Source organism: Mesorhizobium sp. 2RAF45, from assembly GCF_052115225.1.
Taxonomy (GTDB): domain Bacteria; phylum Pseudomonadota; class Alphaproteobacteria; order Rhizobiales; family Rhizobiaceae; genus Mesorhizobium; species Mesorhizobium jarvisii.
In genome coordinates this window covers 657865-673383 of the sequence record NZ_JBFRGG010000003.1, presented here as the reverse complement: position 1 = coordinate 673383, position 15519 = coordinate 657865, and the positions used below count along the sequence as shown (strand labels likewise).

12 protein-coding genes are annotated in these 15519 nt (G+C 63.8%); 4 read left to right on the top strand and 8 right to left on the bottom strand.

Features of this window, described 5'->3' with window-relative positions; genetic code table 11:
- Positions 1-216: 216 nt before the first annotated feature.
- Complete coding sequence (locus AB4Z43_RS12610; RefSeq protein ID WP_038651769.1) at positions 217-447, bottom strand: hypothetical protein; 231 nt, start codon at positions 445-447, stop codon at positions 217-219.
- A 156-nt stretch (positions 448-603) separates the two neighbouring features.
- Here AB4Z43_RS12610 and AB4Z43_RS12605 point away from each other — a divergent pair, with 156 nt between their 5' ends.
- Positions 604-2511: a propionyl-CoA synthetase gene (locus AB4Z43_RS12605; RefSeq protein WP_202360990.1), complete on the top strand. Its 1908-nt coding sequence runs from the start codon at positions 604-606 to the stop codon at positions 2509-2511.
- 134 nt (positions 2512-2645) lie between these two features.
- Entirely contained in the window at positions 2646-3728 is a 1083-nt protein-coding gene (locus AB4Z43_RS12600; protein ID WP_441937689.1) for an acyltransferase family protein, read from the top strand.
- A 59-nt stretch (positions 3729-3787) separates the two neighbouring features.
- Here the strand turns inward: AB4Z43_RS12600 and AB4Z43_RS12595 are convergent, their stop codons facing one another.
- From AB4Z43_RS12595 to AB4Z43_RS12570, 6 genes are all read right to left on the bottom strand, one after another.
- On the bottom strand, positions 3788-6175 hold the full coding sequence (locus AB4Z43_RS12595) for a polysaccharide biosynthesis tyrosine autokinase (RefSeq protein WP_064984468.1): 2388 nt from the start codon (positions 6173-6175) through the stop codon (positions 3788-3790).
- A gap of 284 nt (positions 6176-6459) precedes the next feature.
- Complete coding sequence (locus AB4Z43_RS12590; RefSeq protein WP_019862855.1) at positions 6460-7356, bottom strand: UTP--glucose-1-phosphate uridylyltransferase; 897 nt, start codon at positions 7354-7356, stop codon at positions 6460-6462.
- 74 nt (positions 7357-7430) lie between these two features.
- On the bottom strand, positions 7431-8414 hold the full coding sequence (locus tag AB4Z43_RS12585; protein WP_064984466.1) for a glycosyltransferase family 2 protein: 984 nt from the start codon (positions 8412-8414) through the stop codon (positions 7431-7433).
- A complete protein-coding gene (locus tag AB4Z43_RS12580) occupies positions 8404-9354 on the bottom strand; it encodes a glycosyltransferase (RefSeq protein WP_441937686.1) in 951 nt (316 codons plus the stop codon). The genes AB4Z43_RS12585 and AB4Z43_RS12580 overlap by 11 nt, the downstream gene beginning before the upstream one ends.
- Positions 9354-10343, bottom strand: coding sequence for a glycosyltransferase family 2 protein (locus tag AB4Z43_RS12575; protein WP_064984463.1), 990 nt, complete (start codon positions 10341-10343; stop codon positions 9354-9356). The genes AB4Z43_RS12580 and AB4Z43_RS12575 overlap by 1 nt, the downstream gene beginning before the upstream one ends.
- A 15-nt stretch (positions 10344-10358) precedes the next feature.
- Positions 10359-11531: a glycosyl transferase family 1 gene (locus AB4Z43_RS12570; RefSeq protein ID WP_019862851.1), complete on the bottom strand. Its 1173-nt coding sequence runs from the start codon at positions 11529-11531 to the stop codon at positions 10359-10361.
- 187 nt (positions 11532-11718) lie between these two features.
- Here AB4Z43_RS12570 and AB4Z43_RS12565 point away from each other — a divergent pair, with 187 nt between their 5' ends.
- Positions 11719-13215 (top strand): lipopolysaccharide biosynthesis protein, encoded by a 1497-nt coding sequence (locus AB4Z43_RS12565; RefSeq protein WP_441937684.1) that lies wholly within the window; start codon positions 11719-11721, stop codon positions 13213-13215.
- A gap of 53 nt (positions 13216-13268) precedes the next feature.
- Positions 13269-14291 (top strand): phosphoribosyltransferase family protein, encoded by a 1023-nt coding sequence (locus AB4Z43_RS12560; RefSeq protein WP_064984459.1) that lies wholly within the window; start codon positions 13269-13271, stop codon positions 14289-14291.
- 124 nt (positions 14292-14415) lie between these two features.
- On the opposite strand, the gene AB4Z43_RS12555 is transcribed toward AB4Z43_RS12560, so the two are convergent.
- Positions 14416-15495, bottom strand: coding sequence for a glycosyltransferase (locus AB4Z43_RS12555; protein ID WP_019862848.1), 1080 nt, complete (start codon positions 15493-15495; stop codon positions 14416-14418).
- Positions 15496-15519 lie beyond the last annotated feature (24 nt).

Here is a 15519-nt window from a genome sequence, read left to right as displayed (position 1 = left end):
AGCCATTTTGATCTTCGGCGGCGTAGGCCTCATGCTTGTGGCCCTGCCGATCTAGTGCGGCCGGCATTTCGTCCCCTGAATTCCGTTTGTTAGAGCAATTCCAGGAAAAGTGGGAACCGGTTTTCCGTACGGAATTGCGTAAAAAAACAAAGAGTTAGAAAGTGTCGCCGTTTCCGTGAAACGGTGAACCTCTCTAGACGGCTATCGGCCGGCTTCTCAACGAGGCTGCCCGGTCACGGCGATGAAGCGGTGGTCGCGCCCTTCGAAGCCCTGGCTGAAGCGTTGCAGCAGCACGACGATCACCGCCGGTTTGCCGGAAGGCGAAAAGCCGATGATGCGCCTAGCCGCGGCATCTCCGGCCAGGGCGGTTGCGGTGGAGATCGCGAGCACCGCGCCGATCGTCAGCGCAAACACCGGTTTTGCCACGATCGATGCTGGATGGCGCATCGCTCAGATCCCTCTCCCGAGAAGACTTCACTTCACGATACGGCGCGCAAGGGGCCAAGCCGGGATCGGTTCATACGAAAATCAGGGAAGACAGCGCCGGAAAAAACAGCATAGGCTGTTGGCAAAGACGGCAAATGGTTTCCTGGGGAGGTACGGATGGCTTCACGCTATCATGAGGTCTATGACGGATGGAAACGCGACCCGGAACAATTCTGGGCGGATGCGGCCGGCGCCATCGACTGGTATTCGCCCTGGGACAAGGTGTTCGACGCCACCGCCGGCGTCTATGGCCGCTGGTTCACCGGCGCGACCTGCAACACCTGCTACAACGCCATCGACCGGCATGTCGCCGGCGGACGCGCCGACCAGATCGCACTGATCCATGACAGCGCCATCACCGGAACGGTGAAAAAATTCACCTACGCCGAACTCAAGCGCGAGGTGGTGGCGCTGACCTCGGTGCTGAAGAACCGGGGCATCGGCAGGGGCGACCGCGTCATCATCTACATGCCGATGGTGGCGGAGGCGGCCATCGCCATGCTCGCCTGCGCCCGCATCGGCGCCGTGCATTCGGTCGTGTTCGGCGGCTTTGCCTCGCATGAACTGGCCACGCGCATCGACGATGCCAAGCCGAAGGTAATCATCTCGGCCTCCTGCGGCCTGGAACCGGGCCGGATCGTCGCCTACAAGCCGCTGCTCGACAAGGCGATCGAGATGTCCCGCCACAAGCCGGACGCCTGCCTGATCCTGCAGCGCGACCAGCTGCGCTGCGAGCTGAAGGAGAATTTCGACATCGACTATGCCGACGCCGTCGCGCGCGAACGGGCGGCCGGCGCCAATGTCGACTGCGTGCCGGTGCTGGCCACCGACCCGCTCTACATCATCTACACATCAGGCACGACCGGCCAGCCCAAGGGCATCGTGCGCGACAATGGCGGCCACATGGTCGCGCTGAAATGGACGATGGAAAACGAGTTCGGCGTCAAGCCGGGCGAAGTGTTCTGGGCAGCGTCCGATGTCGGCTGGGTCGTCGGCCATTCCTACATCGTCTACGGACCGCTGCTGCATGGCAGCACCAGCGTCCTGTTCGAAGGCAAGCCGATCGGCACACCTGATGCCGGCACCTACTGGCGGGTCATCTCGGACCATGGCGTGGTCGCGCTGTTCACCGCGCCGACGGCGTTCCGGGCGATCAAGGGCCAGGATCCCCGGGGTGAGTTCGTTGCCAGATACGATCTGTCGAAATTCCGCACGCTGTTCCTCGCCGGCGAACGCGCCGATCCCGAAACCATCAAATGGGCGGAGCAGAAGCTCAACGTGCCGGTGATCGACCATTGGTGGCAGACCGAGACCGGTTCGCCGATGACCATCAACCCTGCGGGGCTCGGCCTGCTGCCGGTGAAATACGGTTCGCCCGGCGTGCCGATGCCGGGCTACGACATCTGCGTGCTCGACGATGCCGGCCATGAAGTGCCGCGCGGCACGCTCGGCAATGTCGTGGTCAAGCTGCCGCTGCCGGCCGGCTGCCTGCCGACGCTATGGAACGCCGACGCCCGCTTCCGCCAGGCCTATCTCGATGAGTTTCCCGGCTACTACAAGACCGCCGATGCCGGCATGATCGACGAGGACGGCTATCTCTACGTGATGGCCCGCACCGACGACATCATCAATGTTGCCGGCCACCGGCTGTCGACCGGCGCCATGGAAGAGGTACTGGCCGCCCATCCCGATGTCGCCGAATGCGCCGTCGTCGGCATCGCCGATGCGATGAAGGGGCAAATTCCGCTCGGCTTCGTGGTGCTGAACGCCGGTGTCGCTCGCGACGGCGGCACCATCGAGAAGGAGGTCGTGGCGCTGGTGCGCGAGCGAATCGGGCCGGTCGCCGCTTTCAAGACCGTGGTGACGATCAAACGCCTGCCCAAGACGCGGTCGGGAAAGATCCTGCGCGGCACCATGCAGAAGATCGCCGACAAGGAAGAATGGACGATGCCGGCGACCATCGACGACCCGACCATCCTCGACGAGATCACCGCTGCGATGAAGGCGCGCGGGATCGGGATTTGAGGCTGATGCGGCGAGTGGTTTCGCACAGTCTGTCCTTGCCGGTTGGTCAATCCTGATCGGAAAGCAATACTTTTGTTGTGCAATGCAGCAAGCCACCCTACAGTGTCTCGCGGGGGGCCATCCGACGGTGCGGTATGGCTCAGCAAAAAATCACGTTTGGCGGCGTCGACATCCTGCGGTTTCTCGCCGCCGTTCTGGTCATGGTCTACCACTATGGCTTCTGGGTGTGGGCTTATCCCGATGGCATTTCGGCACAAGCCACGGGCGGCATGCCGGCACAGCCTGGCATAGGCGCCTGGGTCGGATCCGGATGGGTCGGCGTCGAGATCTTCTTCGTCATCAGCGGTTTCGTCATCGCCTTCAGCGCCGAGAAGTCGACGCCGCTGCGGTTCTTCGAGGCCAGGGTGAAGCGACTGGCGCCGGCGGTCTGGATCTGCGCACCGGTCACCGCCGTGCTGCTTCTCGCCATCGGCCTGAGCTGGCCGACCGATGCTGTGGTCAGGCTGGTCCGCACCGGCCTGTTCGCGCCCTATGGTCCCTGGGTGGACAGCGTCTACTGGACACTCGGCATCGAGATCGCCTTCTACGCCATCGTCTGGATCCTGCTGCGGCTTGGTCGCTTCGATCTGATGGAGCCGGTCGCCATCGTCATCGGCCTGGTCAGCACGCTGTTCTGGTGCCACTATTATCCGCTCGGCTGGGCCGACTTCGCCGAGACGCGGCTGCTGCAGCTCACTTTGGTGCATCACGGCTGCTTCTTCGCCGTCGGCGTGCTGCTGTGGCTGATCCGGTTCAAGGCGCCGACGGTGCCTCGCCTCGGCTTCTGCCTGCTGTTCCTCGGCGGGGGCGTGCTGCAGATCGCCAGTTCAGTCGACGTCCACAGCATCAAGGTCAATGCCGTGATGCCCTATGCACCGCCGATCCTGATCTTCCTCGTCGCGATCGCGCTTATGGCGTGGTCGCTGCGGCTCGACCTCAGCTGGAGCGGCTGGCGCCGGATCGGCCTGATGACCTATCCGCTCTACCTGATCCACGACGTCGTCGGCGCGGCGATGCTCGGGGCGATGGTCCGTGCCGGAGTGCCTTATCTCCTGTCGATGGCAGTGGTCGGTGCGACGATGATCGCGGCAAGCTGGCTTGTGGCAACGGAAGCCGAACCGCGCATAAGGCTGCTGCTCGACCACACCGTCTTCCGTTACCGGCTCAAGGCCGCGTAGCCAAGGCCGTCACCAGCCGTGATGACACGGCTGGCCTCACCAGAGACGGTGGACCGATATCAGACCGTCGCCTTGCTGCGCACTTCGGACTTGTCGAGATAGTAGCTCGAATATTTATCGAAGAATTTTTCCGAAGCGCCGAACGATCCGTATTTGGCGAGCTTCTTCAGGTCGACCTTGTTCAGCACCGCGCCGACGATCTTGTTGGCGACATAGGGTTCGGATTCCAGCATCGATCTGACCATGGCGCGCGGCGTGCGGCCCCATTCGGTGACCAGCACGAAGCCGTCGACCAGCGGCGCGAAGGCCTTGGCATCGACCACCGGCCCGAGCGGCGGCAGGTCGACGACGATGTATTCGAATGTCTCCTTGGCGTTCTCGATGAAGCGCCGCATTCCGGCCGAGGACAACAGCTCGCTGGTGTGCGAGAAGTTGCCGCGCAGCACGGCGGGGATGATGGCGAGCTTGGTCTGCCGGTCGATCTTGCCGACCGATTGCCAGGTCTGGCCGTTGACCACGGCTTCCATGAGACCCTGCTCGGCCTCCATGCCGAGGCTGCGGCTGAGGCCCGGATTGCGCAGGTCACCGTCGATGAGCAGCGTCCTGGCGCCGTTGGCGGCGAGCAGCCCGGCGAGATTGGCCGCGACCGTCGACTTTCCTTCACCGGGAAGCACCGAGATGACGCCGACGACTCGGCTGCCCTGTCCTTCCATCACGACATCGAAGGCGATCTTGGCGCTGCGCAGCGTTTCGGAGAACATCGATGCCGGCGCGTCGATGCTCACCCGCATGCGCGCCCGCCTTTCGATGGCCGCCGGCGACCTCGCTGTCTTGGCATCCGGTAGAGCGTCGGTCTGCTTGTCGTCCTTGGCGGGCCTGCTGCCTATGGTCGGCAGATAGCCGAGGAATTTGAGGCCGACACGGTCGCGCACTTCTTCGCCGGTCCGGAAGAACCGCTCGTTGAACTCGTTGAGGCCGCCGAAGCCGGCGCCCATCAGCACGCCGAGCACGAGCGAAAGTCCGAGCACGACGACGGTGCGCGGGCTCGAGGCCGAGAGCGGCGTCGAGGCGTCCGAGATGATGCGGATCTTGCCGACCGGGAAGGATTGCTGCTGCGCGGCTTCCTCATAGCGGCCGAGGAACGTCTGATAGAGCGTGGTGAGCGCCGTCGCCTTCTGGTCGAGGTCGCGCAACTGGACCTGCGACTGGTTGTCGATGGAGCTCTTGCCTTGAGCGGCGGCAACATTGGCCCTGAGCGCGGTCTCGCGCGCCAGCGCCACCTCATACTCGTTGCGATAGCTTTCGGTGAGCTGCTTGAGCTCGCCGAAAATCTGCTTCGATATGTCGGCCTTTTCCTTGGCTAGCGCCACGGCTTGCGGATGGTCGGGACCAAAATTCGCCTCGACATCCTGCTGGCGCTTGGCGACGGTGAGGTAGCGGGTCTTGAGCGCTGAAATGACCGAGCTGCTCGGCTGATCGCTCGAAATGGCGGCATCCTTGAAGGCATTGTCCGAGCCGCTGTCGACGATCGACTTGTACTGCTGGTAGCGGGCGCTGGCGCGCGCCGTGTCGGCCTGCGCCACGATGAGCTGGGCGTTGAGGTCGGCAAGCTGCTTGTCGCTCATCAGCTGACCATCGCTGTTGGCGGACAAGCCGTGTTCTGCCCTGAACTTCTCGACAGCCAGCGATGCCTGCTGCGAGCTTTCGCGCAGTTCCGTCAGCCGGCCCTGCAGCCAGACCGCCGCGCGCTCGGTCGCGTCGAAGCTGGCATCGAGCTGATCGGCAAGATAGGCGTCGGCATAGGCCTTGGTGATCGCTTTCGCCAGGCCCGGATCGGTCGCCTGATAGCCAAGCGCGATGACGTAGCTTCGTCCGACACGATCCGCCTGGATCTCGTTCTGCAACTTGAGGATCGCATAGTCGCGGCTCGACGTGGCGATCAGCGCATCGCGGGTGGCGGGGTCGAGCTTGCTGATGTCACCCATGCCCGGGATAGGCGGGCTAGGGCGGACATACTGGATCAGGCCGCGGATCAGGCCGACGCCTTGGGCAAACGCGGACTGCGGCGGGTTCATGAACGCATCGTTCTGGGCGAGCTTGAGCTTGTCGACGACCACCGCCGCGAGCCGCGTCGAGGTCAGGATCTCGATCTGGCTCAGAATGGCGGAATCGGTCTGCATGGTCGTCGACGCCGCCGAAATATCGTCGACGATCTTGTTCAGGCCCTCGTCGATCAAGACGCTCGAAACCGACACATATTTAGGCGGCGTTGTCTGCAGATAGAGCATGCCCAGGAAAAGACCGATGGCTGCGCACACGGCAACCACCTTGGCTTGCCGCGCAGCCATGCCAAGCAGCCGCTCGATATCGATGAAGTCTTCGCCGTTTCCTGCGTCCGAATTCGGCAATGGCATCCTCTTGTCGAGAGGAAAATTGGCATAGTTCATCGTCGGTCCAATCCCAGAGCCCGTTGCGTTCCCGACCATCGGGTTGAGGCTCTATCTCTTTGTTTGGGCATGATCTTTTCCGAAAACTTCCGGGATCACGACCTGTCTCAGTTCTAAGCATGACCTTTCCGGAAACCGGGAGCCACTTTCCGGGATCATGCTTGGGCTTGCAGCGCCTCAACGATCGGGAGCATTGCCAAAAGCAACGCAAGCTTCATGCCAGACGACGGGGCCTGTCGGCCTCTCGCCGCCGGCCATCCGGCAATACTCCCGAAAGATGGGCATTATGCGGCTTCTTCCTGGCGTTCATGCGACCGGACGAACTCCTGAAGCATCTCGAAAACCGGGCCCTTCATGTCGTTGCGCGCCAGCGCGAAGGCGATGTTGGCCTGGATGAAGCCTTCCTTGGATCCGCAGTCGAACATGCGGCCCAGGAAAGGCTGAGCAAAGAACGGCTGATCCTTCGACAGCCGGACCATGGCGTCCGTCAGCTGGATCTCGTTGCCGGCGCCACGCTGCTGATTGCCCAGCAGCGCAAAGATCTCGGGCTGCAGGATGTAGCGGCCGTTGATGTAGAAGTTCGACGGCGCGTTGGCCGGGGCAGGCTTCTCGACCATGGCCGTGACCTCGAAACCGCCGCCGATTTCGGCGCCGCGGCCGACAATGCCGTATTTGTTGGTCTCGCTCGGATCGCAGCGTTCGACGGCGATGACGTTGCCGCCGGTGCGCTCATAGAGGTCGACGGTTTCGGCCAGACAGCCGCGCCCGCCGAAGGAGACCATGTCTGGCAAAAGCAAAGCGAAGGGCTCATTGCCGATCACCTCGCGGGCGCACCAGACGGCGTGGCCGAGGCCCTGCGGGGATTGCTGGCGGATGAAGGAGGTGGCGCCGGCCACCGGCAGCATGCTTTCGAGCGCCTCCAGCTGGGTCTTCTTGCCGGTCTGCTCCAGGGTTCCGATCAATTCCGGATGCAGGTCGAAATAGTCCTCGATGACCGCCTTGTTGCGGCCGGTCACGAACACGATGTGCTCGATGCCGGCTTCGAAGGCCTCGTCCACCGCATATTGCACGACAGGCCTGTCGACCACCGGAAGCATTTCCTTCGGCATCGATTTGGTCGCCGGCAGGAACCGTGTTCCAAGCCCCGCCACCGGTATCACGGCCTTCCTGATTTTCTTCATCGCAAATTCCTTCTGAGGAGATCGACTTCAGTCCATTCACAGGCCACGAAAAATCCCTCCATGTGCCTGCATCTTCACCTCCCCGCCCCCACGGCAAATTGTGCCGCTACTCGTCGCAACCGCACGGCGATCGGCATGCCCATATGCCTGACCGCCGCCGGGTCGCTGAGCGCCGTCCGGATCGCCTTGAGCGGGGACCGCGCCTTGATGTGCTGGACCATTGCCAGGAAGGAGGCTGCCTTGCGCAGGCTGCGGCCGCGCCGGGCAAAGGCCGCCTGGGCCGCCTTGTCCATCCGATGGGTTTGAGCGAATACGGCATCCGCCTTGCGCATCGCTTCGACATGGTGAAGCTCGAGCACACGCGAGATGGAACCGCTGCGAATATGGTAGGCGTAGCCGATCTCAGGCTCGACCACGCATCTGCCGCCCTTGGCGAGCGCCTCGGCAAACAGGATGTAATCCTCGCCGATCCTCAGTTTCTCGTCATAGCGAAGCCGGTTTTCGTCCAGGAACCGGCGCTGGAAGATCGGCTTGAGGTAGCCGAGGTTGAACTTCGATTCGAAGACCACGTTGCCGGCGATGTAGGTGGCCAGCGAAATCTCGCTCAGGCCTTCCAGATACCGCCTTGGGAACATCGCATCCTCCACGACACCGTCCTCGCGGATGACCTGGAGATTGTCGACGGCGATCTGGGCACCCGCTTTTTCGGCGCGGCCGATCATGGCGGCGATGCGACCGGGGAAGACGGCATCGTCGGAATCGAGAACCGCGACCCATCTGCCGCGGGCGACGTCGAGCCCGGCATTCCGGGCGCCGCCGGGACCGCGATTCCTGGCGAGCGCGACGACGCGCACAATGTCCTGCGGGTAGGCCCGCGCCACATCGAGCGTGGCGTCGCGCGACTGGTCGTCGACGACGATGATCTCGACGCTGACGCCCTTCTGCGCGATGGCGCTGGCAATCGCGCGGTCGAGCGTCGCCTCGGCATTGTAGGCGGCGATGACAAAGGAAACATCGGGGACTGAAACATCGGAGGTTGGGGAAACGTCAGGCTGCACGCTTGCCTCCTTCCCCAGGTGACGACTGACCGTAGAGGCGCAGTTCGCGGAAGCCGACAAGGCCGCTGACGACGCCGACATGCATGATGCCGCGCAGCACGCTGCGGTTCCTGCGCACCGGGCTGGCGACCACGGGAAGGGCCGCGGCGAAACAATAGGCCGCCTTTGCCGCGGCAAGGCCGACATGCTTGATCAACCCGATGCCGCGCGCATTGCTGCCCAACAGGTGACCATGCGTCTGACCGACACGGAAGCGACGGCGGCCGAGCCAGTCGAACGCGGCCCTTGAGCGCGGCACCACCTCGTCCACCCAGGCCTCTTGAGCGAAGGCGATGCGGCCGCCGGCCTTGACCATCTGATCGAAGAGTTCGGTGTCCTCGCCTCCGGTCTGGCCGCGCGCCAGGCTGAAGCGACGGCCGCGCAGGCTGTCCGACCGCATGCGCAGCAGGACGTTGCAGGTGTAGCCGGTGCGGATCTCGCCGCGCACCCAGACCGGCAAGGTCGAGTGGAAGTCGCCGCGCCGCATCCATTCGGGCGCATCAGGGCGGTAGAGCGCCCGCACCGGGCCGAGCACCGCCGTTGCACCACTCTCCTCGGCCGTCGCCACCAGCTCGGCCAGCCAACGGGCGGAGGCAGTCTCATCGTCGTCGATGAAGGCGAGGAAATCCGCCTCGCTGGCATCGAGGCAAGCGTTGCGGGCGACCGAGATGTTGCGCGCCGGGGCATGCCGGTAGCGGATCGGCAGCGCCAATTCCTGCGACAGCGCCGTCACCAATGCCTGCGCGCTCGGCGTGTCGTCATTGTCGGCGACAATGACGCTGATATCGAAGCCCTCAGGCATGTCCATGGCGGCGAGCGAGCGCAGCGTGTCGGCCAGTTCCGGCCGGCGGAACGTGCACACGCCGATGTCGATGCTGCGGTTCTTGGCCTGAGCCACCATCACGCCACCCCGCGTCGCGCGCCGAGGCCGAGAAGCTGCAGCCAGAAGCCGACGGACCAGCCGAAATGCATGACCATGGCCGAGACGCCCGCCAGCGCGATGTCGGCATTGCGCTGGCGAATGGCCGTCACCAGGCCGTAGCCGAGGCAGACCGAAGCCCAGACCAGCAGCGGCACAGCCGCGATCCAGTGCACGAAAGAGAAGGCCGCCAGAAGAACCACCGGAAGGACCGCCAGCGGCACCATCTGCCGGACCTTCGGGATGACGCGGTGCTTCAGCACATTCTTGGCGCGGCCGCGGCCATAGCCGAGATACTGGAAATAGAGACCTTTGAGCGAGGCGCGCGGATAGTAGACCATCTGCGTCTTGCCGCTCATCCAGATGCTGTAGCCGGCCTGCCGCAGCCGGTAGTCGAGCTCGGCATCCTCATTGTGGCTGAAGGTCTCGTCATAGCCGCCGACAGCACCGAAGGCCGATATCCGCATCAGCGCGTGATGGCCGTGGTCGACCCATTCTCCAGCGGAGAGGTGACGATGCTTGGAACCACCGGTGCCGAGTTTCGAATTCTGCGCCGCCGCGACCGATTTCTGCACGGCGCCGCTGCCGCTGGTCAGCATCGAAACCACGACCGAATCGGCTGATGTGGCCAGCGCCTCCTCGAGCAGCCGGTCGCAATAATCGTCGGGATAGCCGCCATGCGCGTCGATGCGGATGAGATATTCCGCACCTTCGCCAAAAGTGCCGACGGCGAGATTGATCGCCGCGCTCTGGATGCGCCGCTTGTTGTGAAGCAGGACAACGCGCGGGTCCTTGGCGGCGATCTGCTCGACAATGGCCAGCGTGCCGTCCGTGCTGCCGCCATCGGCAACGACGATCCGGGCGCCAAGCCTTGCCGCCGCCGGGCAAAGCTGGCCGAGAAGCGCACTGATATGGGCTGCCTCGTTCAGGCAAGGGATCACGATCAGGCTGGAGGGAAGCGCTTGCGTCATCGGGCGATGTTCATCCTATGCCAGGGCTTCAGTCGCGAGGGGCTCGCGCACGGTGGTCAGGCGGCGCAGCTTTTCGACCAGCGCGCTGCAGTCGCTGCGATCGTAGCTCCACGTCCTCGGATTGCGGGCAAGCACGCGCGCCTTCAGTCTGCCGAAGCGCTGCTCCTCCATCGTGCCGAGCGCAGTTTCGAGCGCCTCGGGCGTCGCCTTGGGCAACAGGATGCCGATGTCCTGCTGGCTGAGGAACCGTCCGGTTTCCGTATGGCCCATAGCGATCGGCACCGCCCCGAAACGGCAGCCTTCATAGAGACGGTTGGGCAGCAGCCACTCCGAATTCTGCCCCTCCTCGAAGAAATCGATCGCCCAGGAGAAATGCACGTCCTGGTAGATCGCCGCCATGTCCTCCGGATTGCGGTAAGGTCCACGAAACGACAGATAAGGCTCGGCATCGACGAAGGCGTGGAAATCCGGGAATTCGGAGAGCGCCGGACGGCCGCGCAGCACGATTTCGAAACGTCCGTCCATGCGGTGGGTGAAATCAGCCAGAAGCTTGAGCGAGCGCCGGCAGCGCAGTGCTCCGAACCAGCCGATTCGCCAGGGCGGGGCGGCAGGCGCTTCGACTGTTTCACGCTCGCCGGGCAGGATCGCCGCTGCCTCGAAATATTTGTTCTCGATCAGCTCGACGGGGGCGGCAACCTGGCGGAAGGGCTTGAAATAATTGGCGATGAAGGCGGGCGAACTGGTCACCAGCAACTTCACGTCGCGCGCCAGATGGCGCTCGGTGGCGCGCAGCGCCTTGCCGAAGATGTCGTCGCGAAGCACCAGGCGGTGGATGTCGAGGCATTCATAGACAATCGGCACCGTGGCGCCGAAGGCCGACCTGGCGCGGCGCGCCAGCGCCAGCATTTCCAGATTGCGCGCGATGATGAGATCGGGCCGCGGCGCGCCCTTCAGCTTCGCGCCTATCGAAACCGTCGCTTTCGCGACCGCCGCCAGGCGCTGGGCGAATCGGCCGTCGCGCGTCGCCCCAAGGTCGACCGGCTGCAATCCTTCGATATCGGCAATCGGGGTTGCGGTGCGGCGAAAGCCCGCCAGAGTGACCCGGGCGCCGCCTGTCCTGAGCATTGTGATCCGTCGGCGAACCGCCGGATCGGAAACATCGTGCACCAGGTACAAGACATGCAGCATGAAAACTCGACCGCTGTTTGACCCCACCCAAAGGGATGCTAGTACAGCTCTTGCTGCATCGCAACATTTTTGGCGCGGTAATGGACATTTTCTGTTGCACTGCAAAATTATTGCCGTAGTTTGGGGATGGCGGCGGTCGTGGATTTTCAGGGTTCGGAAATCCGCGCAAAAATCAGGAATCCTGAATTTGGAAGCCAACCCATTCGATCCGCCGGAAGGCTCGCTGCGTAAATCGGTCGGGCGCGGCGCGGTGGTGACCGCCATGTCGCAATCGGTGCGGGTCGCGACACAGATCATATCCGTCATCGTGCTGTCGCGGCTCTTGTCGCCGCAGGATTTCGGCGTCGTGGCGATGTGCGCGCCCGTGCTGGCCTTCATCGCGCTGTTCCAGGATTTCGGCCTGACCCAGGCGACGATCCAGAAATCGGGCATCCGCCATGAGGAGGTGAACTACCTCTTCTGGATCAATGTCGCGGTCAGCGCCATCCTGGCCTGCGTGCTCGCGGGTGCGGCACCGTTGGTCGCGGCCTTCTATGGCGAGCCGCGCGTGGCCGGGCTGGTCGGCGCGTTCGGGCTGCAAATCATGGCTTATGGGCTCGGCGCCCAGCATCTGGCGCTTTTGACACGACGCATGCAGTTCGGGCGCCTGGCGATCATCGACGTCGCCAGCGCGGTTGCCGGGCTGGTTGTGTCGATTGCCTGGACCTTCATCGACCGCTCCTACTGGGCGCTGTTTGCCGGCACGCTGACCGGCGCGGTGCTGCCGACGCTGTGCTACTGGGCAAGCTCGCGCTGGCGGCCCGGCCTGCCGCGCAAGGTCGCCGGCATCGGCGAGCTGATACATTTCGGCGCCGGCATCACCGGCTTCAACTTCGCCAATTTCTTTGCCCGCAACCTCGACAATGTGCTGATCGGCAAATACTGGGGCGAGCAGCAACTCGGCCTCTACGACCGCGCCTACAAGCTGCTTCTGTTCCCGCTCAGCCAGATCACCAATCCGCTGTCGAAGGTCATGGTGCCGGCGCTGTCCAGGCTGAAGGATGAGCCGGACCGCTACCGCAGCGCCTATCTGCGCGTCATGCCGCTGATCCTTTTGGTGGCGCTGCCCGGCGTCGCCTTCGCCACCGCGATGTCGGATGTGCTGATCCCCTTCGTGCTCGGCGAACAGTGGCGCGCAAGCGCCTCGATCTTCCTGGCGCTCGGCTTTGCCGGGCTGCTGCAGCCGCTCAACAACCCGGCGGGCTGGCTTTTCGTCAGCCAGGGCCGCTCCGGCGACTTCATGCGCTGGGGCATCATCACCGCCGTGACCTCGGTGCTCGCCTTCGCGCTCGGCCTGCCCTATGGCGCGCTCGGCGTGGCGATCGCCTATGCGGTCAGCGAATATCTGCGCACGCCGTTCCTGTGGCTCTATGTCGGCAAGAGCGGACCGCTGCGGGCCAGCCATGTGCTGCGCGCGGCAACGCCGTTCGTGCTCGGCGCGCATCTGGCACTGGCGGCGGTCTGGCTGATCAAGCCGATGCTGCCGCAGCAGCATGTCGTCGCCCTGGCCAGCGGTGCCATGCTTGCCTACCTCATCACCGTTGTCGTCGCGCTGGCCTTCGCATCCGGCCGCGAGGCCTTGCGCGAGGCCCTGAAAATGCTGCCGGCAAGACGGCCGGCGGCAATGCCGCGCGAGGCGCAATAATTTCGGCACCTTTGCCGGCTACCCAATATCCACACGAACATCAGGTCTGATCCATGCACTACCGATCGATCTCCGACATGAATGACACGATTGTCGGCAACCTTCACCGGCTGCCGCGCGACATCGACCTTGTGGTCGGCGTGCCCAGAAGCGGCGTGCTGGCGGGGACGCTGGTCAGCCTTGCGGCGAACATTCCGATGACCGATCTGGATTCCTTCCTGGAAGGCCGGGTCTATACGTCAGGCATCACCAAGCGGCGCGCCGCACTCGACCGCAAGGTCTCGGACATGCGCAAGGTGCTTGTGATCGACGACAGCATCGCCGGCGGCAACGCCATGCGCGATGCCCGTGCCCGTATCGAGGCTGCCGGCATCGAGGGTGATTTAATCTATGCCGCAGTATTCGGCCTGGAGCCGAAGCATCGGGAAACCGACGTCGTCTTCGAAGTGGTGCCGCATCCGCGCATGTTCCAGTGGAATTTCATGCATCACAAATTCCTGGCGCAATGCTGCGTCGACATAGACGGCGTGCTGTGCCTCGATCCGACCGAGGCGGAAAACGACGATGGTCCGGCCTATGAGAAATTCCTCAGCGAAGCGCGGCCGCTGCATGCCCCGACCCACAGGATCGGCTGGCTGGTCACCAGCCGGCTGGAGAAATACCGCGCGCTGACCGAGGCGTGGCTGGCCAAGAACGGGATCCTGTACGACCAGCTGATCATGCTCGACCTGCCGAGCAAGGCGGAGCGTCAGCGGCTCGGCGCGCATGGCAGTTTCAAGGCCGATTTCTACCGCAAATCCAACGCCATCCTGTTCATCGAAAGCGAACATGCGCAGGCGCTGAAGATCACGGAGCTGTCAGGCAAGCCGGTGCTGTGTGTCGAAACCCATATGGTGAGCTTTCCCGACGCACTGTCGCTGCCGGCGCTCGGCCAGGCGGCGCGCAACCTGCCGGCCAGGCTGCGGCAGATCAACTCGCAGCAAGGCCGCAAGGGCGCCGCCAAGGCCCTGGCCCGCGCCCTGCTTGGCGCCCGCGGCTATGAAACGCTGAAAAGCCGGGTCAAGCGCCCGGCCTGATCGGCTGGCTTGCTGAGTGCTGGCTAGAGCGTTTAACCGTTTCACAGAAACGGCGAACCGCTCTATCCTATTGTTTTAACGCAATTCCGGACGGAAAACCGCTCACACTTTTCCTGGAATTGCTCTAAGCGGCCTGCAGCGCGCGCTGCCGCACCGCCCTGTCCAGTATCGAGAAGAAGGTGACGAACTGCCGATCGGGATCGAGCTCCGGACGCGCCGCGAAGCCGCGCGCGAGGTTTGAAACCCGCTCATATTCCTTGTTGTCGTTCCACAGCTGCCTGACGGCCGCGACCCAGTCGATGAGCGGAGCGTCATAGTCGAGCACCGTGCCGCCGGGGCCGATGGCTTCGGGCAGACCGCCGCGCCGGGAACCGACGACGGGGATGCCGCTGCAATGGGCTTCGGACGCGACTCGGCCCCAGGCCTCCTCCCATTTCGAGGGCGCGAGCAGGATCCTGGTGCGGCCATAGATCGTCTTCATGTCGTTGGTGCGGCTCTCCAGCGTGACATTGCCGAGCGGCGCGATCGTCTCCTCGATGCGCGCGCGATGGTCGTCCTCCAGCTTCCAGCTTTCAACGAACAGGAACGGGATTTCCGGGCAGGCGCCGGCAATGCGCACCGCCAGCTCGAAGCCCTTCTCCTCATAGGGATTGATCAGGGTGACGAACTGGCCCGTGGTCGGCGTGCTGTACTGCGTCGGGTTGATGGTCGGCGGAATGACCGTCGCCTCGATGCCGAATTCCCTCTTGTAGCTGCGCGCGGTGAACTCCGAATTGGCGATGTAGAGCGCGGAACCCAACTCGCGCAAATCGCCGCCCAGCTCATGGAACTCGACATTTCTGAGATAGACCACCAGCGGCACGCCCTCGGCCTGCAGGGCTTTGCCGAGCGGAACCGATTTGTGGCACTGGACCACCGTCACATCCGGCTTCAGTTTCTTGACGGCAAACCCTGCCGCCTCCCAGGGAAACCATGTCCTTATCACCGGGTAACCGGGAAAGCTGTCGACGACCGCCGGTTGCCGCATGAGCTTCATCTTGGCGCGCGCCTTGAAGCCGAACATGCCGTCGCCGAACAGGGCGCAGAGCACCGACGCTTCATGGCCATGTTCGATCAGTTGCTGCACCAGATGGTGCGTGCTGGATTGGACGCCGCCACCGAACTCGGGCGGATAGCCGTTGCCGCTGGCAAAGAGGACTTTCATGATCCTGGCTCCTGGTCTTTCGCG